Raw genomic sequence first — 24258 nt, forward strand, 5'->3', positions numbered from 1 at the left:
TGACTCCGCCCCGGTCAGGGCATGATGGGCAGCGCCCGCGCAGCTTCCTTGCTGAGCGCCTCGACCGAGGCAGCGAATGCCGCGCGGTGCTCTTCCGGAAGCACCGCGAGCAGCGTCCGCTCGATGTTGGCAGCGTGCACAGCACTCGAGTGCAACAGCATCCGCTCCCCCTCCTCGGTGAGGTTGACCAGCTGGACGCGCGCATCCTCCGTCGAGGGTTTGCGCGTGACGAAGCCGCGCTGCACGCCGCGCTGCACGAGCCGAGTCGCACCTCCCGACGTGAGCACGCGCGCCTGAGCGATATCTCGGACCGCGATGCCGTCTGGGCCAGCCCTCCCGACGACGACCAGGAGCTCGAACAGGGTGTGCTCAAGACCCGTCTCGTCCTGGAGCGCCTTGGCGAGGAGATGCTCCCACCCATTGGCGGCCCCAAGGAGTCGGCCGAAGAGAAGGATCCGTGGGTCGCTGACCGCCTCGCACACACTCGGAATGACGGTCACTGAACTCATGAAGTCACCCTAATCCGCCTCCTCGCTAAGAGGGTCGTGGTGCTCACAAGAACGCCGCCGGACGACGAAGTGGAGATGGGCGAGACCGCTGCCCACCGGGGAGATGACAACGAAGCCCGGCGATCAACCACCCCACCTAAGGACAACAACCCGGGACTTCGAGCTCGGGAGCCGCTTCCCGGTCACGAGCGCCGGGCCGCCATGACTTGGGGACTACGCCTGCCCCGGAAGGGCGTCGAAGTCGGCGCCATTGGCGATAGCGGTCAATGCGGCGAGGTGAGCCTCCACCGCGGTGGACCCGACCGGTGTGAGCTTGACCCAGGTGAGACGCCTTGAGTCGGCTCGACTGGCTGACCTCTCCTTACGGAGCGACACGAAACCGGCGTCGGTCAGCACTTTGATGTGCTTCGAGAGCTTGGCATCATCGATGGCGAGCGCGTCGCGAACGACGGAGAACTCCAGCTCGTCGACGCTCCGGAGCAGTCCGCAGATCCGCAGCCGCAGCGGGGCATGGATCACCTCGTTGAACACGGGAGCGCGACCGGCCGTCACGCTCCCGCCACCTTCGGAGCGGCGACCCCCTGGCGGAGAGCCTCGTCATAGCGGCGGCCGAGGATGACGGTGGCCATGAAGGTGACCCCAGCAGGGATGAGCGCCCACCACGGATCGATGCTCAGGAACTTGAAGGCCAGACTCGACATCATCGCGGCGACGAGCACACCAAGCGTTGCCAGGAGCAGGCGCTTGCTTCGCGGGCCGGCCGGCTTCGTCACGACAACCCCGAAGCGTTGGGAGTAGGTCGTGGTCAGGATCGGAATCGCGACGATCCCGAGCACCAACAGCACCATTGGCCATGCCCCGGGAAGCGCATGCGCACCCGCGAAGATCGCGGTGATCACCCCGAGGGCTGGGTGATACCACCACGGCGTGACGATGCGAGCGGCCAACCCCTGACTGTCGTGCCCGAGGTCGTCGAGCGCAGCCTGTGCCTGATCCCGGCTGGGCGACTTAGCCCGGCTATCCGGTGTCTGATCCTCGAAGTCACTTGCCATGCTCGCAACTCTATCCAGTGAGTTGCGAACGTGGCAAGTCATCCAGTGCGAGGAATCAGAGAACGACCCTTGTGAGCTCCTGCCCTTCCGGGGTGGTGACCGTGAGGATCGTGCCTGAGTAGGAAGCGATGCCTGCGAGACCCAGAACGAACTCGTACGTACCGGGAACTGCTCCCGTCGAGGTGAAGCGCGCGCCGCGACTACCCAATCGAGACCAACCCCACGTGCCGGGAGTCGTTCCCGAGGAGTTGAGGGCCCACTGATTCGCAGTGCCGTCGATGTCCACGTCGAAGGTCGTGCCTGCCGTCAGGCTCTCCGTCGTCGTGAGGGAGATCGGGAACCGCGTGGAGTCACTCGTGTTCGCAGAGAGGGTGACCGGCTGCGCTGGGCTCGCTGCCATGGCAGGCGCGGCGACGCCGAGAGCAAGAACTGGAGTGGCCCACGCGAGACCGATCACGGTGCGACGCGAGACAGCCTCAGGTTCGGGTGCGGTCATGGTGAAAAATATAGCGACCGCACGGTCAGGCACCTAGCACGATTTTGGCACTGACGACCGGGATAGAGGTCGAGCCGGAGCAGGCATCGCACCACCCGACGTTCTATGCGCTTCGCTCGCTGGTCTGGAGCCAGCCCTTGATAGCGTCAGCGACCTCATCCAGGTGAGATTCGAGCAAGAAGTGTCCGCCATCGATGAGGTCGACGCGAGCGTGCGGAGCGTCGCGAGTGAACGCCTCGGCGCCGGCTGCGTCGAAGATCTCATCGTTGCGCCCCCAGACAACGAGGACCGGCACCTGCGAGGTACGGAGCCAGGCGTGCACGGCTGGGTACAGGTCACGGTTGGTGGTGTAGTCGCGGAAGAGCGTCAGCTGCACGTCATCCTGTCCCGGCCGGGCGAGGAGCGCGAGGTCGTGCTCCCACGCGTCGGGGTCGACGGTCGTCATGTCGGGCACGCCGTGGGTGTACTGCCATTCGACGGCCTCCCGGCCGAGGGCGGGACGGAGCGCGTCGCGCGTCTCGGTGGTCCGCTCGGCGGCGTCGGCCCAGATCGGGTCCCAGAAGCCGGGCACGAAGCCCTCTTCGTACGCGTTGCCGTTCTGGGAGATGACCCCGACGACCGCTGCGGGGTCGGCGAGAGCGAGGCGCCAGCCAACCGGGGCGCCGTAGTCCTGGACATACATCGTGTACTGCGTGACCCCGATGGTCGAGAGGAACCGACCCGTCACCTGCGCGAGGGCCGCAAAGGTGTATTCGAACTCGTCGACGGAAGGCGCAGCGGAACGTCCGAAGCCGATGTGGTCCGGGGCGATGACGCGGTACCGGTCGGCGAGCGCGGGGATGAGGTGCCGGAACATGTGGGAGCTGCTCGGGTACCCGTGCAGGAGCAGGAGCACGGGAGCGTCGGCGGGGCCGGCTTCGCGGTAGAAGACGTCGAGCCCATCGACGGAGACGGTGCGGTGGTGGACGGTGACCATGGCTAACCCCTTTGGCTTGTTTTACTGGTTAGCAGGACGGTAGCATGGATTCGTCGCACCAGACAGTGCGGGAAAGCGAGGAGAGGTGCTTCGCAACGAGGAACTGCTGCTGAGCCTGCTGAACAGCGCACCGGTCATCGAGGGCACCCCGACCGACCGACTTCAGGGCGAGACGGGACAAGACGTCGCTCGTAGCTGGGGCGGGACAGGATCCGCGAACGAGCTGGCGCGCCTCCGACGCGTACGACAGGCGCTGCAGGCCGTCGTCCGTGGAGACGACGGAGGGGCGATCGGAGAGCTCACGGGCATCCTCGACGATGCCGTGCAGACGCCGCGCGTCACCCCGGATGGCGTGACCTGGGAGCTTCAGACTCCCGACGACGACCGCCTTGCGGCAGGGGCCGTGCTGGCGTGGTCGAGCGTGATCACGGAGTTCCCCGGACGCCTCCGCGCCTGCGCGAATGACGAATGCACCCAGTTCCTCGTCGACCACAGTCGCCCTGGCACCGCGAAGTGGTGCTCGATGGCGGTCTGCGGCAACCGGATGAAGGCGCGCACGCACGCACGCCGCTCCAAGGTCTGAGCCAAGCTGCCCGCGAGCGCAGCCCCCAAGCGATCACTCTGGTCGGGACAGGCGACTGCAGATTGTGGGCCCGTCAGGCCTCGCTGCGACGGCGGGAACCCAGGCCAACGGCCGTCAATCCCGTGATCGCCACTCCCAGCACCAATGCGGTCCCCAAGCTGCGGTCGCGTGACGCCGCGCAGGCACCGATCGCTTCCTGCATCCCGTTCCCACCCGTGTCGCGAACACCGAGTCGGTAATCCGGGTCAGCGCCGAGGACGGGGGTGCAGACGACCTTGACGGGATCTTGCGTGGACACGACGACGGACGCGGGAAGCGTGAGGGCGAGAATCACGACGCAGGCTGCTACCGCGGCCAGCCCCCAGGCGATGACAGCAACAATGCGAGCTCGTCTCATTCCGGGATCCTACAACCGTGGCCGTTGCGGCCATCGCCCCTGCCGAGCAGGCCGCCCGCAGTGTCACACGCTGACCACTCTCGGGAGATACTTCGGCGATACTCATCGGCACCGTCCGGCAGTTCACGGGTGGCACAACTCGTGAGCGAACTCGACTCGGCGATTCGACTCCGAACCTACTCAAAGTCTCCGGCACCCATCTCCCCAGTCTCCCCGCACGCGCAGCGCTCCGCAGCCATCGGGGACTGAGAAGTTTCGGGGACCTGCGCCTAGAGCATTCCGAGCACGGCCAGCGGCCTCCGAGTGCTGGGTGGATCTCACAGTGCGAGCATGAGGCCATGCTCAATCTGCTGACGCTTCCGGCCGAACTTCCGACGGCAGCCGAGCCCATCGCGATCCGGCGAGCGACGCTCGGAGATCCGCCCGCGCTCATGGGGCTGCTCTCCGATGACCCGATCAGCGCGTCTCGGGGCGACGTTGCCGATCACGCTGACGAGAGGCTGTACCGCAGGGCGCTCGAGGGCATCATCGCCGATCCGGGCAACGAGGTCATTCTGGCGACCGACTTGGCCGGAGCCCCCGTCGGCACTCTGCAGCTCACCCTCATCCCCGGGATGGCCCGCCGAGGAGCCTGGCGGCTCCAGATCGAGGCGGTACGAGTTGCGGCCCACCACCGTTCGTCCGGGATCGGCACGGCTCTCATGAACTGGACGGTCAGCGTGGCTGCGCCGGCACTCGGCGCCACGCTCGTGCAGCTGACGTCCGACAGTGCCCGCGCCGACGCCCACCGCTTCTACGACCGCCTCGGTTTCCGGCCCTCGCACACCGGATTCAAGCTCACCCTCGACACCGCCCGCCAGCCGGAGCACTGACTGGAACGCGCTGCTGGTCACCTCGGGGCTCAGCAGCACAGGGGTTTTGCGAGGCGGCGGCGATGACGGGGTTTCTCGGTCATGATGTTGTGATGGTGAGCAGCGAACCGAAGAAGCGCATTCTGCGCCTGGCCTCCAGCTCGCCGCGGCAGGGAGATGCGGACTCGCCGGCATGGCCCTACGACGTCGACTTCGTGCTGAACGAGGGCGGGTTGTGGACCATCGGTCTGAGCGAGGGGGTGGGGCACGGGGCTGCCGGACGTGTCGTCAGCGTTGAAGAGGCCCTCCAAACGCGCTCACTCGCGCACATCGTGAAGGCCGAAGGGAGCTGGCTGGTCCCATACCTTCGGCGACTGCAGGCTGGCGGGCGAGTCACCGAAGAGGAGCTCGTCGAGGACTATCTCAGTCGACACGGCCGCCTTCCGCGGGCAACTGCCTAGTCGGAGCATCACGGCGACGGCCTCGCAGACTCTGACTGACCGGGAACCCGCCGCGGGCGCCGGGAGTTGAGCTTCCTCTGCCAGTGCAAGAGCTGAGCCCGTATGATCACGCCTCGTGAAGAGCGTGAACGTTCCGATGATCGTCGATTCCAGCTCATGGTGGGACGAGGGGGTCGAGGTACCCAAGATCGATCACGAACTTGCCGGGCCCGCGACCTGGCTGCGGGGCCATCCGTCGGTCTTCGACACAGATCACGACGAGACGCTCCTCTTCGCCGAGACCGGAAGCGGAGTCTCCCGGTGTGGAACGGCGGACGACTTCAGGCAAGACATCCTGTTCGAGAACGTACCCATGGGGTACACCAGCCTGACGCTGCTCGAGAAGCGCGCGGTCGTCATGGGTGGTCGCGTTGCGCGCCTCTGGCCTGGTGAACGTCAACCACTGGGATACGTCGCGAGCACGGTGGATGTGGCGGGGCGACCTCTCGGGGCGGGTCGCGATTCGATCCTCTGGCACAGCATTCACCGCGCGCTGCGATGGTCGACGATCGTCACGGATCGCCCGTTCACCGTCGGCGCCGTGCACAGCTCACAGGCCTGGCACTGATCGCCGTCGACTCAGCTTCGCAGCGTCCGCATCCGACTGCCGGCTAAACGTCTTGGTGGGCCCGTCCACTCGTCAGCTCCCTAGCCGGCGACCCACGGAGCGGTGAGACCCACGCGGAGGGCACGATCGAGGTCGCCGAACGGACGACCGCTGAGCACGATGAGGGGTGCGTTGCGAGTGGCCTTCCGCTTGCTCCCCCAGGTCATTCCGACGAATGCGAGCTGGTCGGCGTCGGCGGTCCAGATGAAGACGACGCCGTCACCTCCGCGGCTCTGCTCCGGCAGTGGCACGTACCGGGTCGGGTCTCCGGATGCGAACGCCGCGTGGAGGCGCTCGAACGCGTCCGGGCTGAACGCGTGGTAGCCCTCGAAACGCTTCCGGAGCGGTGTGCCTGTCTGCTCACGGACCCACACTCGCGACCAGGACCCCGCGATCGCACCGATAGCGAGGACTCCGAAGGTCACGGCGAGGATGATGATCGCGATGGGAAGAATCCCCAGCCCCCGCAGCGCCTGATAGCGCGGGCGCGACGCTTCCTGTGCGCTCTCCTTCGAGTACTCCATCAACCCGGCGAAGTTCACCACCGCGAACACCACCGCTGCCATGCACAGCAGGAGCGCGCCCGTCGCCACGATCGTGCGCGGCAGCGAACGCCGAGAGACGAGGCCGGGAGTCCGCGAGAGCGTCGTGTCGTAGAGAGCCACACCCCCAGCATCCCAGGTCTGCGAGGCCTAGTGGCTCGAGGCCACCCCTCCGCTGAGTCGCTGGTGGAAGGCGGTGGTCGCGTCGTTCATGCCCTCGATGTGCACGCTCTTGCCGTGGGCTTCATATTTCGTGACGACGGCGTCGAGGGCCGCGACGGTCGAGGCGTCCCAGATGTGGGAGCGGGACATTTCGATGACGATGCGGTCCGGGTCTGTCGTGTACTCGAACTGCGTCGTGAGGTCGTTGCTGGAGGCGAAGAACAGCTCCCCCTCCACGTCGTAGTGGGCGGTGCCGCCGTCGATGCGGCGGGTGACGCTGGTGAAGTGCGCGACGCGGCGGGCGAAGAGGACCATGGCGACGAGCACGCCGAGCACGACGCCGATAGCGAGGTTGCGGGTCCAGACGGTCGCGACGACGCTGATGAGCATGACCGCGAGCTCGCTCTTCGGCATGCGCTTCAGCGTGGCCGGGGTGATGCTGTGCCAGTCGAAGGTCGCGATGGAGACGACGATCATGACGGCGACGAGGGCTGCCATGGGAATGACCGCGACCACGTCTCCAAGTGCGAGGACGAGAACCAGCAGGAAGACGCCGGCGAGGAACGTCGAGATCCGTGTGCGGGCACCGGACGCTTTCACGTTGATCATGGTCTGGCCGATCATCGCGCATCCGCCCATGCCGCCGAAGATGCCGGAGAGCATGTTGGCGACGCCCTGCGCCCAGGTCTCGCGGGTCTTGCGGGAGTGGGTGTCGGTGATCTCGTCGACGAGCTTCGCGGTCATCAGCGACTCGAGGATGCCCACCACGGCCATCGCGATGGCGAACGGAGCGATGATCTGCAGCGTCTCCAGGTTGAGGGGCACGTTCGGGATGAACAGCTCGGGCAGACTGCGCGGCAGCTCTCCCTGATCCCCAACGGTGGGCACGTTCAGGCCGAAGACCACGGCGGCGCCGGTCAGCAGCACGATCGCGACAAGCGGCGCTGGTACGACCTTCGTCAGCCTCGGCAGCAGGTACATGATGAGGAGGCCCGCGCCCACGAGCGGGTAGACGAGCCAGGGCACGCCGAGCAGCTGCGGCACCTGCGAGATGAAGATGAGGATCGCGAGGGCGTTCACGAACCCGACCATGACGCTGCGCGGGATGAAGCGCATGAGCTTCGCGACCCCGAGCAGGGCGAGGACGATCTGGATGAGGCCGCCGAGGATGACGGTGGCGATGAAGTAGTCCATGCCGTAGTCGCGGGCGACGGGCGCGATGACAAGCGCGATCGCGCCGGTCGCGGCCGTGATCATCGCGGGTCGGCCGCCGAGGAACGCGATGGCAACGGCCATCACGAACGAGGAGAAGAGGCCGACGCGAGGGTCGACGCCGGCGATGATCGAGAATGCGATGGCTTCGGGGATGAGCGCGATCGCCACGACCAGACCAGCGAGCACCTCGCGAGTCAGGATGCGGGGGCTCCGCAGCGCCTGTAGGACGGTCGGCTCGATGCGGTACCGGGATGAGGGATCGGAAGTAGGGGTGACGATGGTCACGGGAGCTCCTCGGTGGGTGCAGGAATAGGACGAGGGAGCACGCGCCGTTGCGCACCACGAGAGCCTGAGGCGTCTCGAAAAGAGTGAGAGGATCGCGGAGAACCGCAACCTCACACAAACCTACCGCAACGTGAGGGTTGAGCCAAGAGGGGCACGAGATGACCGAGGAAACGATGCAGATCGGCAAGCTCGCCGACCGCACCGGCATGTCGATCCGGTCGCTGCGTCACTACGACGAGATCGGGTTGCTTGTGCCCTCGGCCCGCACCGAGGGCGGGTTCCGCCTCTATACCACTGAAGACGAAGAACGCTTGCTGCTCATCCGACGCATGAAGCCGCTGGGCTACAGCCTGGAGCAGATGCGAGAGCTGCTCGACGTCGTCGACGAGCTGGCTGCGCATCCCGAGAACGCCGGAAACCGCGCTCGTCTCGAGGAGATCCGAAGCGAAGCGCTCGAGCGGCAGGCGAAGCTCCGCAAGCAGGTCACTGCCGCAGACGAGTTCGTCGATCGATTGACCGCCCTGAACTGAGGTCGAGACTGTAGGCGAGGGCCGGTGTCGCTCGCCAGATTCGGCGATCAGTGTCCTTCACGAAGGCGATGGCCCAACGCTTCACCGCGCGCTCTGATGTCGTCCCGAACGAGGCGCATGCGCTGCACTGCGCCCATCTGAGACTTATCGGCGTTCTTCTGGCAGACGAAGACGACGCTGCGGGGACTGGCGGTCATCGGGTCGCTCCGGCGAGTGCGTTGCTGGTGAGGAGGGCGGCGAGCGAGTCGAGCGCGCCGGGTACGAGACTGAAGTAGGCCCACGAGCCGCGCTTCTCGCGGGCGAGGATGCCCGCCTCGACCAAGATCTTCAGGTGGTGGGAGACGGTGGGCTGCCCGAGTCCGAGCGGCTCCGTGAGGTCGCAGGCGCACGCCTCCGCCTTCTCCTGCGCCGCGATCATCGAGATGAGCCGCAGCCGGGCTGGGTCCGCGATGACCTTGAGGGTTCTGGCCAGCTTCTCGGCGTTCTCCGCGGAGATCGCCTCGTCAGTGAGGGGCTCGCAGCACGCGGTCACGTCGGTGAGCGGCAGGAGTTGCGTGAACGACATCTGAACGTCCTCCATGGAAATTGACAGTCATCGATACCCTAGCCATACTCGTATCGATCCGCATCAATATCGACCGAGATCAATATCTCTCTGGAGCTGCATGACTGCTGTCACCCCGCCCGTCAAGCTCGGCATCACAGATCGGTTCCTGCCGGTCTGGATCATCGCGGCCATGGCCCTCGGCCTCGCTCTCGCAGTGTTCGTTCCCGTCGTCGGGGAAGCGCTGCACGCGTTCGAGATCGGCTCGGTGAGCGTTCCGATCGCCATCGGGCTGCTGGTGATGATGTATCCGGTGCTCGCGAAGGTCCGCTATTCGGATGCACGGGCCGTCGCCGGTGACCGGAAGCTGCTGATCTCCTCGCTCGTCATGAACTGGCTTGTGGGACCCGCCCTCATGTTCGCCCTTGCATGGCTACTTCTGCCAGATCTGCCCGAATACCGGACCGGGCTCATCATCGTGGGGCTTGCTCGCTGCATCGCGATGGTGCTGATCTGGAACGACCTCGCCTGCGGGGACCGGGAAGCGGCCGCGTTCCTCGTGGCGCTGAACTCCGTGTTCCAGGTCATCATGTTCGGGGCGCTCGGCTGGTTCTACCTCCAGCTACTCCCGTCCTGGCTGGGCCTGCCCACGACCAGTGCGGACTTCTCCTTCTGGGCCATCACGATCAGCGTGCTCGTGTTCCTCGGCATCCCGCTGCTCGCCGGCTACCTCTCCCGCCGCATCGGGGAGTCGACGAAGGGCCGCGACTGGTACGAGTCCAGGTTCCTCCCTAAGGTGGGCCCATTCGCGCTCTGCGGGCTGCTGTTCACGATCGTCATGCTCTTCGCCCTCCAGGGGCAGCAGGTCATCGACCGCCCCTGGGACGTCGCACGCATCGCTCTGCCGCTGCTCATCTACTTCGCCGTCACCTTCCTCCTCGGCTTCGGGCTCGGGAAACTCGTGGGGCTCGGCTACGAGCGCACCACGACGCTCGCGTTCACCGCGGCAGGCAACAACTTCGAGCTCGCGATCGCCGTCGCCATCGGCACCTTCGGCGCGACCAGCGGGCAGGCCCTCGCGGGCATCGTCGGCCCACTGATCGAGGTGCCCGTGCTCGTCGCCCTCGTCTACGTTGCGCTCTGGCTGCGCCCCCGGCTCTTCCCCGCTGCAGCAGCCACCCCGACACCCGCTGCGTCGTCGTCCACCCTCGTCTGAACCCTCTCCACCTCCCTCGTTGACCCCGCTCCACCCACCTCTGTGAAAGGCCCCTGATGTCCACGAAACCTTCCGTGCTGTTCGTCTGCGTCCACAACGCCGGCCGCTCCCAGATGGCCGCCGGCTACCTCACCGCGCTCGCAGGCGGACGTATCGAGGTGCTCTCCGCAGGGAGCGAGCCGAAAGCCCAGATCAACCCCGTCGCCGTCGAGGCCATGGCCGAAGAAGGCATCGACATCGCCAGCAACACCCCGAAGGTGCTCACCACCGAAGCCGTCCAGGCCTCCGACGTCGTCATCACCATGGGTTGCGGCGACGCCTGCCCCTTCTTCCCCGGCAAGCGCTACGAGGACTGGAAGCTCGACGACCCCGCAGGCCAGGGCATCGAGGCTGTTCGCCCCATCCGCGACGACATCAAGCAGCGCGTCGAAGCGCTCATCGCCGAGCTCCTTCCCGCGAAGGCGTAGCTGATCGCTGCTAGAGGCCTTTCGGGAAGCCGATAGCCCGCAACCCTGGGGCGAGCTTCTCCCATTGCCAGGCGCGCTCAGCTTCTCGAGCAGCCTCGCCGCCGCTGTGAAGGCCGACGGCTTTCGCCGCGTAGCTCGCAGCGTGCGGCGAGTGATCGAACATGTGGGCCACTGCGCACGCCTGACCGGCGGCACGAGCGGCGGCGACGGCCGCCGCCCCTGCATCGGTCGCGTCGCGCGCGGCCGCGTGAGCTGCAAACGCAGCAGTGCGACACGTCGTCATCGGGAGTTCGCCGCGTTCCCACGCGCGAACTGCTGCGATCGCTGCGTGCGGGCGGTCATCACCCGGTCGCTGTGCCTCGAAGATGGGCAGGGCGCGCTCCGCGCAGCTCGCCGCCCACAGGGCGATCGCGCGATGGATCGCCGGCTCAGGGTTGGCCCACTTGGCCTTGGTCTCCTCGCTCACGCATCGATCGTCTCAGGGATCGGCTCCAGAACGATCACCCCAACGCGGGTTGGTCGAGAAGGTGTGCGCGCACGTGATGGAAGTGGCCCAGCATTGGTCGGCTCCGACTGCGGGCGAGACGAATCGGAGGATGACGTCGCCGCACGGACGAGTCACCCTTCTGCGGGCTTTCCTCCCTCGTCGATCCGTTGCCAGATCTGTCCGCAAAGCAGTCCGATCGACCCTGCGATGGCGGAGATGACGATCGCCATGGTGAGCGAGCCGGCAGGTATCACCCCCGCGACGACGAACAGCGACAGCATGAACGCGATCCCGTTCAGGAGCAGCGAGAACTTGCTCGACCAGCGGTGCCATCGCCGGGCACGCGCCGTCGTCTCGTCACCTGTCACGCGTCGGTCGAGGAAGAGGGCGATGAGCAGCAGCGGAACGACCTGCAGCGCGGCCTCGTAGAGGAGCGTGTTCATACGACCCTCCACGCGGTCGTGACGGCGTGCACGGCGAGGCGGAGCGTGTCCGTCTCGGCCTCCATCCGCACCGCCTCGGCGGGCAGAGCGCGCTCGGTCATGAGGCCACTGAGCACGGTCGCGAGGAACCGTGCCCGCCGCTCGACGTCGCCCGCGGGCACGTCCCCCTCCTCGATGAGCGTGGTCAGCCATCGCTCGATACGGTGGCGCCCCATCCGTTCGAGCGCGAAGTAGGTCGCCGCTTCGTCTTCGGACGGCGGGGATGCCACGTATGCGTCGTACAGGGCACCCCATTGCTCCCGGGCGCGATCGCCGACACCCACTTGCGCGAGGAACAGGCGCAAGCAGGAGATCAGACGCTCGGCCGGTGACATGGAGCGATCGGTGATGGGATCGTCGGGGATATCGAGGTCGTAGAGGCCCGCGACAACGGTGTCGATGAGATCGCGCTGGGTTGGAAAGAAATGGCGGAGCGAGCCGGTGCTCACCTGCGCACGGGCGGCAACCGCCCTCACACTCAAGCGCGCGGTCGGGTTCTCGCCGAGCATCGTCGCCGCGGCGATCAGGATCTTGTCGCGCGTGCCCGGCCCCTTAGGTACCTCAGTCATGTCTGCCCTCCTCGCGACAACACTCTATTACGGTGTGCTAGCTTAACGCCTCGTTGACTATCACGCTGTACTAATTCGGATCGAGGACGGAATGGGGCTCAAGAAATGGCGCACCCGGCGCGTGCGTGCAGGATCCGGCGAGCCACTTCGCCGCTACCGGTGGTGGCAGATGTTGAGCAGGTCGCTCCGCGCGATCACGCTGCGCTCCGCCGACGGCACCGCATCCACCTACACGGTCGATGTCCGGCACGGTGGCGATATGACGGACGGCGAGATCCGTGCCCGCCTGTATGTGGACGGGGCACTTCAGTCGTTCGCGAGAATGCCGACCCGATTCCCGGTCCCAGGCGGTCACATCGAAGTTGCCATCACCGGCTTCGGACTCAAGCGCTGCCACTACGTGCGCGCGGACGGCAGCGAGGTGCAGCTGACACCCGATCCGGCATCGGGCGAAGGCCGCCGCGCCCGACTGCACCACAGGCATCCCAACGTCAGCCGTCTCATCGGCATCATCTCGACCCTGCTCGTCGTCATCGGCCTGGGCGTCGAAGTGCCGCAGATCATGGCAGCTCTCTCGCAGATTCCCCCCATCGCCGACTCGATCGGGACCTTGACCTCTCCCGTGCAACTGCCGCTTCAGGCCAACCTGCTCATCGGACTCGCCGCCGTCATCGGCAGCACGGAGCGAGCGCTGCGGATGAGGTCGAGCTGGATCGATGAACTCGCCAGCTGACCCACGAAAGGGAACAACTATGTCGAACACCACTACGAATTGGCTTCTCCAGTACGACCACCCCGTACCGACTCCCCGCGTTCCCGCGGCCGTGGAATACCACCGCGTCTACGCGGGCGAGAAGCGTCGGATCCTCCGCGGCGTCCTCGCGATCATCCTCCTGTTCGTCGGACTCGTCGGCTTCGCGCAGCTGTTCCTGTTCGGTGCGGCGATCATCGACTCGCAGATTCTCGGGCGCACCGGCTTCACGCCGCTCCAGCAAGCCGCAGGAGCACTCTCGCTCGGCATGCTCATCCCCTACAGCATGCTGCTGCAGCGCCTGCTCTACGGAGTCCCCTTCCGGTCGCTGCACTCCGTAGCCGGGCGCTTTCGATTCGGCGTCTTCGGCCGGGCACTGCTCGCTTTCGGCCCGATACTGCTTGTTGTCGTCGCCTCCGGTTTCCTCCTCGCCCCCGCCGAGCAGGTTCCCTGGACCACCTTCGACCTCGTCGCCTACTTCGTGATCGGGATGCTGCTGACACCGCTGGCGGCCGCCGGCGAAGAATACGGATTCCGCGGGTTCATGTTCCGCGTGGTCGGCGGGTGGACCCGCGGTACGCGCGTCGGTGCCGCGATCGGCATCATCATCCCGACCGTCCTCTTCTCGCTCTTCCATGGCTCACTGGACCCGTACATCCTCACGTCCTACCTCGTGCTGTTCGGCTCGCTGGCGGTCGTCACGTGGCGCACCGGCGGACTCGAGACCGCCGTCGTTCTCCACGTCGTCTACAACGTCACGGCCCTGGTGCTCGGAACCACGCTGCACGTCGATCTCGGCGGCGCGCTCAACAGCCGCGAAGCAGCATCCGGTTCGTTTGCCACCCTCATGCCGAGCGCGACGCTCATCCTCATCACCGTCGTCATCTGGTGGATGACGCGCAGAACCGGCCCGGCGCGCACCCCCGCACGCTGAGACGTCAACACAACTGCAGCGTGCCGGTGCGGCGTGGGCGATCAGAGACTGCTGGCGTCTTGTCTCTTGTTCCGCCGGTCCTCCCTGATGACGCTCACGACGCCGACGGCGAGGATGATCCAGAGCACCACCCCGAGGGTTCCGATGAACGGATCGGCAGGGGCCTCGTGACTGTTCGGCACGCTGGCAGCCTGAGTACCCGCGTCCGCGGCAAGGTAGAGGCTCCAATCGCTGAAGGCGTGGATCAGCGCGCCGACCCAGAGGCGCCCGGTTACACGCCTGATCCAGTAGTAGCTTGCGCCAGCGATGATGAGGCCGCCCAGCTGGAAGGCGATGACCGCGGGAGGCGCCCCGGCGATGATGCTCCCGGGAATGTGCGCGAGCGCGAAGACTAGGGACGTGATGAGGAGGACCGCGAGTTCACCGTGTCGTTGTCGGACGGCGGTCAGAAGCACGCCTCGGATGGCGAGCTCCTCCCCGAATCCCACGAGCAGCGTTCCGAGGGTGATCACGGCGATCAACGCAAAGGCCTGCTCGGCCCAGGCGACCTCCGTGAGGACCGCGAGGGACGACGCGGTCATGAGGATCGGAATGGAGACCAGGTACCAGCGCCGAGGTGTGAGCGTGGGCGTGGGGCGTTCGCGCCACACCTGTTCAGCGTTGCCAGTCCAGCGGACGTAGAGAAGCAGGAGCGCAATGCCGATGGGAAGCGGGATGAGATGCCCGAGCGCGAACTGGGCCACTTCCTGGTCGTCGCTGACCAAGCTGCTCAAGAGGTTGCCGAGGCCGGCGGCGAGCGCGACATACACGACGACAGCCGCGAGAGCTGTCAGGACCCCGGACTTGCGCGGGCCAGTCACGAGTGTGGTTGCCGTCATGCGGGGGTCCGTTCTGTGGAAGCGCTCCGACCTCCGTGTTCGTGCGTGTCGAGTGCGACGAGCAGCGCCGTCCGTTTCGGTTCGCTCCCGCCGGGCAAGAGGGTCGGAGCGTGGGGCCGACCGCTCAGAAGGTGCCGTCGGCGGCGAGCCCGGTGAAGGTGGTCGTGATCGTGGTCGGCGCGACACGGACGGTGTAGCTGGTGCCGACAGCGAAGCTGCCGCTGATGAAGAAGTCGCCGAGGACCGGCGTCTGTTCACCCGCAGGAAGAGGGGTGGTGTTCGTGAGAGTGACGACGTTGCCATCGACGCTGACGTCGAATCCAGCAGGTGCTGCCGACGTGGTGAAGGGCACCCCCGTGGGAACCGTGACGATGACCTGGAGCTGCTGGGCGGTGTACGGGCCGCTCGCGCTGGAACCGTCGTAGTTCGACCCGGCGAAGAAGATTCCTTCACCGGCACTTGAACCTCCATTCAGCGTGAGCGTGCCGCCGGTTGCCGTCGTGCTTGCGACTGCGGCCGGAACGGAAGCCGACAGAGCGAGGACGGGCGCCGACCAGCTCAGCGCGGTCAGCACTGTTCGACGGCTCGGATCGGCTGGGGTATGCGCGTTCGACATGGTCTCTCCAGAAGGGTGGCGCGTTGAGGTGGTCTCGGTGGGCGCGATCAAGCACGCATCAGGCAATCATGGCCAGCCTACGCAATCCGCCCGGAGCGCTTGACTCGGCCCGGGATTCATGAGCTGCGTACCTCGATTTGCCCCTATGCCAGGTGTGTGGCCTCGACGCGACTACAGCAGCCACTCGGCGAGCGGGTGGATGAAGTAGCGGAGCGAGATCGCCTCCCAGATGGCCCCGATGACGAGGAGGGAAAGCGCAGGCACGGCGAGCATTCCCATGCACTGCAGGCCACGGAGGTATCCGCGTCGCCGAGTGGGGGCGCCGATGGTTCGCGGGAAGAGCCAGTGTCGCCCGAGGAGCCACGCGCCCAGCAGCAGGAGGATGTAGGCCTGCAGCTCGATGATCAGCGTCAGCGAGTGCGGGATGAGCTGCACCCACGCGACGGGCGAGGTGGGAGCGAGGGTGATGCCGGTTTCCACCGCGAAGTAGGCGAAAAGGCCCAGGCCAGCGAAGGGCACGATGAGGGACGGCAGGAAGATGAAGCCCAGTCCGACCTTGCCGATATTGACGGCGAGGATCACGAGGGCGAACAAGGGCGGTGTGAGTACGAGCTCCTGGACCAGCCCCGCCGTGCCGTCGCTCTCGAGGGCATCCGCTCGAGCTGCGTTGAGGTCCGGGAAGACGATTCCCAGCACGAAGCCGACAGCGGTGACGCCGTAGGCGCCCACGTTGAGCCAGGCGTAGGCGCGCGCGTTGTCGCGGATGAGGCGGAACGAGCGCCGCCACCTGCGTGGTCGTGAGTGGTGGTTCGTTCGAGCTGCTGAGGTCATGGTTCCACCTCACCGGCAGAGGGGCGTCGTCGGTAGTGACGTCACGTCACCGAGGAAGGTGACACAGCGTCACTACCCGGAGGGCGAGGAACTGGCCAGAGTTGGAGCACTATGAAGGCAATCGATCTGACACTCAATGCCGTGATCGCCGTGACGGTGACGGTATTCCTCGCGTACCTCGGTTTCCATTTGTGGGACTTCGGCATCTTCACCACCCTGCCGCCGGACATCACCGGCTTCTTTCTCGACAATGCCGCCCTGCAGTACATTGCGCTCGGAATGCTCGTTGCTGCGATGATCGCCAAGGTGCCCGTCGGACGCAGGATCAAGACGCGGGACGCTGAGACTCGGAGGTGACCATCGACATAGTGGGACGAGACGACGTCCCGTCCGAGCGGCGGATGCGCCAGCTGGCGATGGTCACGGCCGTCGTGGCGATCGCCCCGCCCAGCCTGCTGGGCGTTGCGGTCACCGCCGCATCCTGGTGGGAAGGCGCGACGGCCGCCATCGGCTACCTCCTGGCCCTCGGGGTGCTCCGCGAGTGGAGCCTGGATCGGTACCCGCGGAGGGCCATGTTCGCGCTGATCTTCACGGCGGTGGGCTGGGGTGTCGGCTCGCTCACCGCATCGAGCCCCATCAGCTTCGTGCCGCTGTCACTGATCGGGGCCATGCTCCTGGCCAGGTCGCGGAGGCGGACGCTGTGGTTCGTCGTGTTCGCGGCCGGCGTCGCCGGCGTGGGTGCCAGTGCGCTCATCTTCCACCCGGTGACGTGGGAGGTCGTCACTCTCTACCTGGTCTCTCCCGCCCTGGGAACGTTGTTCATCACCGGGGTGATCGTCTTCAGCGAGCATGTCTGGCTCGTCGTCCGGCGCCTGAAAGTGGCCGCCAGGACGGAGGCGGAGCTGGCCGTCGCGAACGAGCGGATGCGCTTCGCCGGAGACCTGCATGACATCCAGGGCCACACGATGCACGTCATCAAGCTCAAAGCCGCTCTCGCCCGTCGTCTCGTCGCGACAGACCCAGGCCGTGCGATCAGCGAACTCGATGACATTCGCCAGCTCACGAGTGACACCATCGCGGAGACCCGGACGCTCGCCTACGCCCGGCATCGGCTCAACCTTCTGGCCGAGCTCGAGAACGCCACGAAGCTATGCCAGGCGGTGGGCATCCAGGTCAGCACGGAGGTCGCGGATGGGACAGAGGCGAGCCCGCATGAGCTGCTCGCGCAGGTGCTCCGCGAAGCGACCACGAACTTGCTGCGTCACGCCAGCCCCGAGCGCGTGACCATCATCGCGACCCCAGACCGCATCGAGATCACCAACGACGGAGTAGGCGCGGAGGGCGCTCCGCTCCGTGGCCTCGCACGACTCCGCGAACGTCTCGAGGCGAATCGTGGGACGCTGTCCGTGCAGCACACCCCGCCCACGTTCACCGTCTCAGCTCACATCAGCTCGCCGCCGGTCGACACTCCGGCGCGGAGTGCGTCGTGAGCAGCGGCCGCGGCCCTGTCCGCGTGGTCCTCGCGGACGACGAACTCCTCCTGCGCACCGCCCTCTCGGCGCTCCTCCCCCTCGATGGCCTGATCCAGGTCGTCGGCCAGGCGAGCAACGGGGACGAAGCCGTCGCTTCCACGCTCGAGCACGAGCCTGACGTGCTTGTCATCGATCTTGAGATGCCCGGGACAGACGGGCTGCAGGCCGTTGCACGGATCCTGGCCGAGCGGCCCGCCCAACGCGTCCTCATGCTCACTCGACACGCACGGCCCGGCGTCCTCCGGCGAGCCCTTGACCTCGGGGTGCTCGGCTTCATGAGCAAGGCCTCCGACCCGGAAGACATCGCGGACGCCGTCGAGCGCGTTCACGCTGGGCAGCGGTGGATCGCCCATGATGTCCTCGAGGCCGCCATGGCTGATGATTCGCCGCTCACCGCCCGAGAGGTCGACGTCCTGCGCGAGACGCGCGAGGGGTACTCCGTCCGCGACATCGCACGGAGGCTCCACCTCGCCCCGGGAACAGTCCGCAACTATCTCTCCAGCGCGATGCAGAAGACGAGTGCTGGCACGCGCCATGACGCAGCCCGGGTGGCCCACGAGCGCGACTGGCTCTGACGTCTGGACGCAACGAGCTTCGAGCGGAAGAGCACAGCAGCCGTCCGGGTTCGATCAAGCTGTCGGCGGTGGCTGATACCGTGCCCGGCGTGAAGATCCTCCTGCTCTCTCGCTGTCCGGGTGCGCTCGCGTCTTTCCTCGCGGAGTCGACAGATCGCGAAGGCCCGATCCGCCTCGGCTACCTCGACGACGCCCAGGTGGCGTTCTCGGAGGCTCCGTTCGTGCGAGCAGAACGCGACTCTGTGGAGGAGCTGGGCCACGAGGTCGTCGGCATCACCGTTCGGGGCCTGAGCGTCGCCGAGTTCGAGCGCGTGCTCGGAGGGCTGGATGCGTTGTACGTGGCGAGCGGGAGCACCTTCGCGCTTCTTGAGGCGCTGCGCGTGTCTGGCTGCGACGTTCCGCTGGTCAGGCACGTGCGAGCGGGACTCCCCTACGTCGGGTCCAGCGCCGGATCGATCATCGCGGGGCCCGATGTCACGCCCGCCTCCCTGATGGACGACCCTGCAGATGGGCCTCTGCTCACTGATCTCGTCGGCCTCGGGCTGGTCGAGCAGACGATCATCCCGCATGCGGATGGGCAGTTGCCGCCCTACCCGCCGGACCTGATTCGCACGACGCTGGACACGTACGGAGCTGACTACCCGCTGCTCCCCCTCGCCGACGACCAGGCCCTCCTCTCCGACGGAACGAACACGAGCGTGATCGACTCGAGCTGCTGAGCGTGCCGACGTGGAGATGATCAGTCTCATCGGGCGTCTGAAACGTGGTCTGCGTGTTAGCCGTTGTAGGCGACGTAATGCAGCTCGGGCTGCCGACGCTCGTCGTGCAGTCGCGCCAGCGCCTCGGCGATGACCTCGGGCTCGGCGTCGGGGTGGCCGCCTCCGATGAGCGCGGTGATGCCCATGTGCGCGACATAGACGCCCTTCGGCTGCAGTGCGTTGTGCAGATTGAGGGCCCAGTTGCGGAGTCCGGCTGCGGCGATGTTCACGTTGGCGAGGGAAGGCCGGGGGTTGAGGGAACCACCGCCGGTGACGACGAGAACCGTGCCCTCGCCGGCCGCGATCATGTCCGGCAGCACAGCACCGACGGCGGTGAGTGCGCCCCCGAGATAGAAGTCGATCTGGGGCTGCAGGTTCTCCATCGTCACATCGAGGACGTCGACGGTGGCCAGGGACCGGTCCGCTGGCGAGAACTCGAGCACGTCGATCGGGCCAAGGGTGTCCCTGATCGCACGAAGAGCTTCCGTGACGGAGCCTGGGCGGCTGATGTCGGCAGCGAACGCGTGGGCTGCGATGCCTTCGCCCACGAGAGTCTCGACGAGGGAGTCGAGCCTGGCCTGGGTGCGTGCCACGAGAGCGACGTCGAACCCTCGACGTCCGAAGGCACGGGCGATCTCGAGTCCGAGTCCGGGGCCGGCCCCGATGATGGTGAGAAGAGGCATGAGGCGTCCTTTCGTGTCCCGCGCAGCGCAGATACCGCAGGGGTGGGTTAGATTGAGGTTGCCCTCAAGTTCCTCAGCATCATATGTTGAGGCCACCCTCAATATCTACCGGAATCGTCATGACGCCCATCAACGGCCTCCGCCGAGATGCCCAAGCCAACGTCGAGAGGCTCCACGCAGCCGCACGGACGGTATTCGCGCGCCGCGGGCTCGCGGCTCCGCTGGACGAGATCGCCCGCGAGGCGGGCGTGAGCATCGGCACCCTCTACAACCGGGTCGGGTCCCGTGAAGCACTCATCGACGCCGTGATCCCTGCAATCGCCGGCGAAAAGCTACTGGCGCTCAAGGAGCGATCGCTGAGCCAACCATCGCCTCGTGCACGGCTGGAGGCGTTCATCGCAGGGATGATCGACCTACAGGTCGACGATCCGGCGCTGAGCGATGCCATGCTCCGTCGCTTCCCGAACGCGACCTCGCTCATCGAGACCTGCGATCGCTCGACCGCGCTCGGTCAGGATCTGATCGACGACGCCCACGCCTCTGGCGCCCTCTCCCGAGACTTCACCGCCGACGACCTCATGACAGTGCTGTGGATGGCAGGAACCGCAAGCCACGACCCCTCAGCCCCCGCAGGATGGCGACGAGTCGTCGACCGCAGCATCGCCGCCGCCTGGACCGCCTGACGACAGCAGCACCTCGAGGCTCGCGCACTTCGCTAGCATCGGCTGAATGTCGAAGACCACGGACGCCTACTCCCTCCGAGCGGACGAATACAGCAGCCTCCTAGGTTCGATGGAGTCGGTGCACGACTCCGACCGCCAGCTCATCGACAGCTGGGTAGCGGCAGTTGAAGGTCGGGGGCTGGACGCAGGTTGCGGGCCCGGGCACTGGACGGACTATCTCGCCAGGAGGGGGCTCGAGGTCCGGGGCATCGACCTGGTCCCGGCCTTCATCGAGCGTGCGCGATCCTCGTATTCCGGCGTGCGATTCGATGTGGGGAGCATCGACGAGATCGACGAGCCCGACGACTCCCTCGGGGGCGTCCTGTCCTGGTACTCGACGATCCACCACGACCCGTCTCGCATCTCCGAACCCCTCACCGAGTTCGCTCGGGTCCTGCGCCCAGGCGGCCTGCTTGTCCTCGGGTACTTCGAAGGTCCCGCGTGCGAAGCGTTCGATCACGCCATCACAACCGCGTACCGGTGGCCGGCGAGCGAGTTCGAGCAAACCCTGGAAGCATCCGGATTCGAGGTGCTCGAATCCCATCGGCGAACGAGCAGAACCCACAGACCACACGGCGCCGTCGTCTGCCGACTCGCTTGAGCCTGGCTGAACGGCGGGTGGCATCGCAGGAGGGATGCTTCGGCCCAGCCCTTCAGGCGAGTTCGATTTTCCACTCGGCGACGTCGCACTGCCCGTCGTCGTTGTTGCCGGATGCAAGCACTGTTCCGTCTGCGCGCAGGCCGAGCGTGTGCGCTGACCCCGCGGCCACCGCCACGACGTCCCGCCACGTTGCGACCTCGCATTGCCCACGCCCGTTGTCGCCGGATGCGCGCACCCGACCGTTCCCGAGGACAGCAACCGTGTGGCGGCTCCCGGCTGAGAGGGCCACCACGTCGCGCCACTCCAGCGCATCCACGAGGCCCGCCGCCCGATCGCCAGCGACAACCACCCGACCTTCTCGAGTCAGACCGACAGTGTGGAAGTAGCCCGCAGCCACCGCGCTCACGCCGCGCCAGTCCGCCACGGAGGATTGCCCCCTCCGATCGTTGCCCGCAGCGACCGCCGTGCCGTCTGCGCGAAGCCCCACCGTGTGCCAGTCTCCCGCGGCGACGGCGACAAGCTCGCTCCACCCTTCGACGTCATTCGCTCCCTCGTTCCGCCTCCCCGCGGCCAGGGCTCGCCCGTCCGCGGAGACGGCGAGAGTGCGCCGCCAGCCGGCAGCAACAGCCACGACCTGCGTCCAGTCACCGACGTTGCACTGCCCCTCGTTGTTCCAACCGGTGGCGAGTACGGTGCCGTCCGCGCGCAACCCGACTGTGTGAGATCGGCCCGTGTTCGCTGCGGTATGCACCCCACCGACAGCGACCGAGATGACCTCGGACCAGCTGTCCACCCGTCGCTCCTCCGAGCGCGCTCGACCAGCGGTGCATACAGCCCCGCCTGCCATCACACCGGCAGAGTGGCGTCGACCGGCCGCGATCTTCGCGCGGGCAGGTTTCGCGTGCTGGTCGAACCTCATACGTTGATCGTCTCAGCCAGTTCGCCGTACCGCGCTCATCGACGTGCGGTGCCCTCCGGTATCACTCCGACGACGGGGCCAGCTCGCCGTCGCGCTAGGGACGCAACCAGCGGATGAGTCGCCGGAGGAGCTCTCGGTGCTCCGGAGCTTCGAAGGATCGAGCGTCGTGCCCGAGCGCATCGTAGGCAGCCCGGCCGTACTCGGCCGTCTCGTCGCGCGTCCAGATGAGCGGGTGCGTCGAGCCATCGTGGGCGTGGGCCAGCAACGTCCGCACGGCGTCGGCCACGCGCAGGTGGCTGTAGCGCTCATCGTTGATCGTGAAGTCCTCGATGCCGACGGTGATCGGGTCTGCGACGACCTGCACCTGGGTCTCGTCCTGCTCCGGGTGCATGGAAACCCCTCGAACCCACCGCCCGCCGAGCGCTTCTTCCCATTCGGGTGACTCGGTGAAGCTGGTCGAGGAGACATGCAGGGCCAGCAGCGGGGTGCCGCTCCCGAGGAGTCGACGCAACCCCTCTCGAGCGCTGGCGGCGGGTACCTCCTCGCCGTCACGGGGAAGACCGAGGTTCACGACGAGCAGGTCGGGCGCGGGCGGATCCGAGCTCAGAACGGAATCGACATCGGTGGCGACAGTTGTTGCGAATCCCTCATCCTCGAGGAGTCGCACGAGCTGAGCGGTGGTTTCCGCGAAGGGATGCCAGGGGTCTGCGTAGCGTCCGACGCCGCTGAGGACGAGGGCGGTGAGTGGGGCGGGCATGTCCCGGAGTGTAGGTGACGCTCGCGCGGAGGGGCCGAGGTGTGTTTGCATTCGGGTGTTCTTGTTCGAATGAGTCCGTTTGGAGTACGCCATGGTTGCCGCCGCCCGTAGGGATGTCATTCTGCGTGAACTGGAGCTGCGCGGTTCCATCATGAACGCCGCATTGGCGGCGAGGCTCGGCGTCTCGCAGATGACCTTGCGACGCGATCTGATCGCGCTGGAATCGAATGGGTTACTGGTGCGGGTACACGGCGGAGCGCTGTCGCCGGGAGTCGCGGTCCAGCAGGAGCGCGCCGACCCGCTCGCATCACGGGCGAGCGAACGCCCCGTGGCGACCATCGGGATGATCGTGCCAACGAGCGCGTACTACTTCCCGGAAGTGATCAGAGGGGCGAGCCAAGCCGCCCGTGAGCTGAACTGTCGACTGGTGGTGGGCGCGACAAGTTATTCCGAGGCGGAGGAGCTGCGCCAGGCGCAGCGCCTCATCGATCGAGGCGTGGACGCCCTCCTGATCACGCCGCACGACACGATCCACGAGGACTCGCCTCTGCTTGAGCTACTGGAGCGCGCGCCGGTCCCGATCGTGGTCGTGGAGCGCTCGATCGACGAGGCGATGGCTGGCCGATTGGAGTGGGTGCGCTCAGACCACAGCTATGGTGCGGAGATCGCCGTGCGGCACCTCGTGGATGAAGGACACGAACGGATTGCCCTCGCCGCGCGCCCCGTTGCCACGGCCACCGGACTGAACATCGGGTACCAGCGGGCGATGCGCGCAACAGGGAACAAGGCTGGCCGGATGCGGCGGGAGCTCCCCCATCCCCCGGCCGGCCAGAACGTGCTCATCTCCGAGCTCACGCAGCTGCTGGACGATTGCCTCGCCCAGGGCGTGACCGCGGCGATCATTCTCGGCGACGCGGATTCGATGGCGTTCACGGACCTCGTCATCGAACGAGGCCTGCGTGTGCCCGAAGACTTCGGGGTGATCGCCTACGACGACGAGATCTCGGCCCTCGCGGCGGTACCGCTGACGGCGGTTGCGCCGCCCAAGCACGAACTCGGCCATACGGCGCTCCGCCTGGTCATGGACCGCCTTCGCCTGGGCGATGAGCGAGCGCGTTCTGTTGTGCGCATGATCCTCTTGCCGAGTCTCATCGTCCGGGAGTCGACGCGTCGCACCGGAGATTCTGTGCGTTTGTGAGCGTTTGAGGCGCGAACGCTTGGCGCGTGGGGG

General features: G+C 66.7%; 34 protein-coding genes. 16 read left to right on the forward strand and 18 right to left on the reverse strand.

The window, feature by feature from the left end:
* Positions 1–14: 14 nt before the first annotated feature.
* The 5 genes from C5E05_RS08545 to C5E05_RS08565 form a co-directional block, all read right to left on the reverse strand.
* The gene (locus C5E05_RS08545) at positions 15–509 is read right to left on the reverse strand and encodes a MarR family winged helix-turn-helix transcriptional regulator (protein ID WP_104239830.1); all 495 of its coding nucleotides are present in this window, start codon (positions 507–509) and stop codon (positions 15–17) included.
* A 213-nt stretch (positions 510–722) separates the two neighbouring features.
* Positions 723–1040 carry a transcriptional regulator gene (locus tag C5E05_RS08550; RefSeq protein ID WP_258064809.1) on the reverse strand — a complete coding sequence of 106 codons (318 nt, stop codon included), beginning with the start codon at positions 1038–1040 and terminating at the stop codon, positions 723–725.
* Between the two features lie 17 nt (positions 1041–1057).
* On the reverse strand, positions 1058–1561 hold the full coding sequence (locus tag C5E05_RS08555) for a hypothetical protein (RefSeq protein WP_104341675.1): 504 nt from the start codon (positions 1559–1561) through the stop codon (positions 1058–1060).
* A 55-nt stretch (positions 1562–1616) separates the two neighbouring features.
* A complete protein-coding gene (locus tag C5E05_RS08560) occupies positions 1617–2057 on the reverse strand; it encodes a hypothetical protein (protein ID WP_104341676.1) in 441 nt (146 codons plus the stop codon).
* 103 nt (positions 2058–2160) lie between these two features.
* A complete protein-coding gene (locus C5E05_RS08565; protein WP_104341677.1) occupies positions 2161–3033 on the reverse strand; it encodes an alpha/beta fold hydrolase in 873 nt (290 codons plus the stop codon).
* Between the two features lie 85 nt (positions 3034–3118).
* Between C5E05_RS08565 and C5E05_RS08570 the strand changes: the two genes are divergently transcribed.
* Positions 3119–3616, forward strand: coding sequence for a CGNR zinc finger domain-containing protein (locus C5E05_RS08570; RefSeq protein WP_104341678.1), 498 nt, complete (start codon positions 3119–3121; stop codon positions 3614–3616).
* Between the two features lie 73 nt (positions 3617–3689).
* On the opposite strand, the gene C5E05_RS08575 is transcribed toward C5E05_RS08570, so the two are convergent.
* Positions 3690–4013 (reverse strand): hypothetical protein, encoded by a 324-nt coding sequence (locus tag C5E05_RS08575; protein ID WP_104301278.1) that lies wholly within the window; start codon positions 4011–4013, stop codon positions 3690–3692.
* 338 nt (positions 4014–4351) lie between these two features.
* On the opposite strand from C5E05_RS08575, the gene C5E05_RS08580 reads away from it, so the two are divergent.
* The 3 genes from C5E05_RS08580 (at position 4352) to C5E05_RS08590 (ending at position 5932) form a co-directional block, all read left to right on the forward strand.
* Entirely contained in the window at positions 4352–4885 is a 534-nt protein-coding gene (locus C5E05_RS08580) for a GNAT family N-acetyltransferase (RefSeq protein WP_104341679.1), read from the forward strand.
* A gap of 62 nt (positions 4886–4947) precedes the next feature.
* Entirely contained in the window at positions 4948–5325 is a 378-nt protein-coding gene (locus C5E05_RS08585) for a hypothetical protein (RefSeq protein ID WP_146081074.1), read from the forward strand.
* A gap of 115 nt (positions 5326–5440) precedes the next feature.
* Positions 5441–5932, forward strand: a complete 492-nt coding sequence (locus C5E05_RS08590; protein WP_104341681.1) for a hypothetical protein — start codon at positions 5441–5443, stop codon at positions 5930–5932.
* 80 nt (positions 5933–6012) lie between these two features.
* On the opposite strand, the gene C5E05_RS08595 is transcribed toward C5E05_RS08590, so the two are convergent.
* A complete protein-coding gene (locus C5E05_RS08595) occupies positions 6013–6636 on the reverse strand; it encodes a hypothetical protein (protein WP_104341682.1) in 624 nt (207 codons plus the stop codon).
* 27 nt (positions 6637–6663) lie between these two features.
* Positions 6664–8175, reverse strand: a complete 1512-nt coding sequence (locus C5E05_RS08600; protein ID WP_104341683.1) for a SulP family inorganic anion transporter — start codon at positions 8173–8175, stop codon at positions 6664–6666.
* A gap of 158 nt (positions 8176–8333) precedes the next feature.
* On the opposite strand from C5E05_RS08600, the gene C5E05_RS08605 reads away from it, so the two are divergent.
* Positions 8334–8705: a MerR family transcriptional regulator gene (locus C5E05_RS08605; RefSeq protein WP_104341684.1), complete on the forward strand. Its 372-nt coding sequence runs from the start codon at positions 8334–8336 to the stop codon at positions 8703–8705.
* 193 nt (positions 8706–8898) lie between these two features.
* On the opposite strand, the gene C5E05_RS08610 is transcribed toward C5E05_RS08605, so the two are convergent.
* Positions 8899–9270 carry a metalloregulator ArsR/SmtB family transcription factor gene (locus tag C5E05_RS08610; RefSeq protein WP_104341790.1) on the reverse strand — a complete coding sequence of 124 codons (372 nt, stop codon included), beginning with the start codon at positions 9268–9270 and terminating at the stop codon, positions 8899–8901.
* A gap of 100 nt (positions 9271–9370) precedes the next feature.
* Here C5E05_RS08610 and arsB point away from each other — a divergent pair, with 100 nt between their 5' ends.
* Complete coding sequence (arsB, locus tag C5E05_RS08615; protein ID WP_104341685.1) at positions 9371–10465, forward strand: ACR3 family arsenite efflux transporter; 1095 nt, start codon at positions 9371–9373, stop codon at positions 10463–10465.
* Positions 10466–10521: 56 nt separating this feature from the next.
* On the forward strand, positions 10522–10932 hold the full coding sequence (locus C5E05_RS08620) for an arsenate reductase ArsC (protein ID WP_104341686.1): 411 nt from the start codon (positions 10522–10524) through the stop codon (positions 10930–10932).
* 10 nt (positions 10933–10942) lie between these two features.
* Here the strand turns inward: C5E05_RS08620 and C5E05_RS08625 are convergent, their stop codons facing one another.
* The 3 genes from C5E05_RS08625 to C5E05_RS08635 form a co-directional block, all read right to left on the reverse strand.
* A complete protein-coding gene (locus C5E05_RS08625; RefSeq protein ID WP_219819512.1) occupies positions 10943–11398 on the reverse strand; it encodes a putative immunity protein in 456 nt (151 codons plus the stop codon).
* Between the two features lie 152 nt (positions 11399–11550).
* The gene (locus C5E05_RS08630; RefSeq protein ID WP_104341687.1) at positions 11551–11862 is read right to left on the reverse strand and encodes a hypothetical protein; all 312 of its coding nucleotides are present in this window, start codon (positions 11860–11862) and stop codon (positions 11551–11553) included.
* On the reverse strand, positions 11859–12470 hold the full coding sequence (locus C5E05_RS08635; protein WP_104341688.1) for a TetR/AcrR family transcriptional regulator: 612 nt from the start codon (positions 12468–12470) through the stop codon (positions 11859–11861). The genes C5E05_RS08630 and C5E05_RS08635 overlap by 4 nt, the downstream gene beginning before the upstream one ends.
* A gap of 91 nt (positions 12471–12561) precedes the next feature.
* On the opposite strand from C5E05_RS08635, the gene C5E05_RS08640 reads away from it, so the two are divergent.
* Complete coding sequence (locus C5E05_RS08640; protein WP_104341689.1) at positions 12562–13203, forward strand: hypothetical protein; 642 nt, start codon at positions 12562–12564, stop codon at positions 13201–13203.
* 19 nt (positions 13204–13222) lie between these two features.
* Positions 13223–14155: a CPBP family intramembrane glutamic endopeptidase gene (locus C5E05_RS08645; RefSeq protein WP_104341690.1), complete on the forward strand. Its 933-nt coding sequence runs from the start codon at positions 13223–13225 to the stop codon at positions 14153–14155.
* A gap of 41 nt (positions 14156–14196) precedes the next feature.
* On the opposite strand, the gene C5E05_RS20115 is transcribed toward C5E05_RS08645, so the two are convergent.
* From C5E05_RS20115 to C5E05_RS08655, 3 genes are all read right to left on the reverse strand, one after another.
* Positions 14197–15033, reverse strand: a complete 837-nt coding sequence (locus C5E05_RS20115; RefSeq protein ID WP_181059462.1) for a CPBP family intramembrane glutamic endopeptidase — start codon at positions 15031–15033, stop codon at positions 14197–14199.
* Between the two features lie 124 nt (positions 15034–15157).
* On the reverse strand, positions 15158–15649 hold the full coding sequence (locus tag C5E05_RS20120; RefSeq protein ID WP_181059464.1) for a hypothetical protein: 492 nt from the start codon (positions 15647–15649) through the stop codon (positions 15158–15160).
* 171 nt (positions 15650–15820) lie between these two features.
* On the reverse strand, positions 15821–16480 hold the full coding sequence (locus C5E05_RS08655) for a stage II sporulation protein M (protein ID WP_104341692.1): 660 nt from the start codon (positions 16478–16480) through the stop codon (positions 15821–15823).
* A 111-nt stretch (positions 16481–16591) separates the two neighbouring features.
* On the opposite strand from C5E05_RS08655, the gene C5E05_RS08660 reads away from it, so the two are divergent.
* From C5E05_RS08660 to C5E05_RS08675, 4 genes are all read left to right on the forward strand, one after another.
* The gene (locus C5E05_RS08660) at positions 16592–16837 is read left to right on the forward strand and encodes a hypothetical protein (RefSeq protein ID WP_104341693.1); all 246 of its coding nucleotides are present in this window, start codon (positions 16592–16594) and stop codon (positions 16835–16837) included.
* Positions 16834–17970 (forward strand): sensor histidine kinase, encoded by a 1137-nt coding sequence (locus tag C5E05_RS08665; protein WP_146081075.1) that lies wholly within the window; start codon positions 16834–16836, stop codon positions 17968–17970. Before C5E05_RS08660 ends, C5E05_RS08665 begins: the two co-directional genes overlap by 4 nt.
* On the forward strand, positions 17967–18587 hold the full coding sequence (locus C5E05_RS08670; RefSeq protein WP_258064810.1) for a DNA-binding response regulator: 621 nt from the start codon (positions 17967–17969) through the stop codon (positions 18585–18587). Before C5E05_RS08665 ends, C5E05_RS08670 begins: the two co-directional genes overlap by 4 nt.
* Positions 18588–18655: 68 nt before the next feature.
* Positions 18656–19306: a Type 1 glutamine amidotransferase-like domain-containing protein gene (locus C5E05_RS08675; protein WP_219819513.1), complete on the forward strand. Its 651-nt coding sequence runs from the start codon at positions 18656–18658 to the stop codon at positions 19304–19306.
* Positions 19307–19362: 56 nt separating this feature from the next.
* On the opposite strand, the gene C5E05_RS08680 is transcribed toward C5E05_RS08675, so the two are convergent.
* Positions 19363–20028: an SDR family oxidoreductase gene (locus C5E05_RS08680; RefSeq protein ID WP_104341695.1), complete on the reverse strand. Its 666-nt coding sequence runs from the start codon at positions 20026–20028 to the stop codon at positions 19363–19365.
* Positions 20029–20147: 119 nt separating this feature from the next.
* On the opposite strand from C5E05_RS08680, the gene C5E05_RS08685 reads away from it, so the two are divergent.
* Together C5E05_RS08685 and C5E05_RS08690 are read left to right on the forward strand one after the other, a co-directional pair.
* A complete protein-coding gene (locus C5E05_RS08685; RefSeq protein WP_104341696.1) occupies positions 20148–20711 on the forward strand; it encodes a TetR/AcrR family transcriptional regulator in 564 nt (187 codons plus the stop codon).
* 46 nt (positions 20712–20757) lie between these two features.
* Positions 20758–21351 (forward strand): class I SAM-dependent methyltransferase, encoded by a 594-nt coding sequence (locus tag C5E05_RS08690; protein ID WP_104341697.1) that lies wholly within the window; start codon positions 20758–20760, stop codon positions 21349–21351.
* A 52-nt stretch (positions 21352–21403) separates the two neighbouring features.
* On the opposite strand, the gene C5E05_RS08695 is transcribed toward C5E05_RS08690, so the two are convergent.
* Both C5E05_RS08695 and C5E05_RS08700 read right to left on the reverse strand, forming a co-directional pair.
* On the reverse strand, positions 21404–22144 hold the full coding sequence (locus C5E05_RS08695) for a chromosome condensation regulator (protein ID WP_258064811.1): 741 nt from the start codon (positions 22142–22144) through the stop codon (positions 21404–21406).
* 220 nt (positions 22145–22364) lie between these two features.
* Positions 22365–23027 carry a ThuA domain-containing protein gene (locus C5E05_RS08700; protein ID WP_104341699.1) on the reverse strand — a complete coding sequence of 221 codons (663 nt, stop codon included), beginning with the start codon at positions 23025–23027 and terminating at the stop codon, positions 22365–22367.
* A gap of 91 nt (positions 23028–23118) precedes the next feature.
* Here C5E05_RS08700 and C5E05_RS08705 point away from each other — a divergent pair, with 91 nt between their 5' ends.
* Positions 23119–24225 carry a substrate-binding domain-containing protein gene (locus C5E05_RS08705; RefSeq protein ID WP_104341794.1) on the forward strand — a complete coding sequence of 369 codons (1107 nt, stop codon included), beginning with the start codon at positions 23119–23121 and terminating at the stop codon, positions 24223–24225.
* The last annotated feature ends 33 nt before the right edge of the window (positions 24226–24258 follow it).

Origin of the sequence: Pseudoclavibacter sp. AY1H1 (assembly GCF_002931055.1) — a bacterium.
Classification (GTDB): domain Bacteria; phylum Actinomycetota; class Actinomycetes; order Actinomycetales; family Microbacteriaceae; genus Pseudoclavibacter.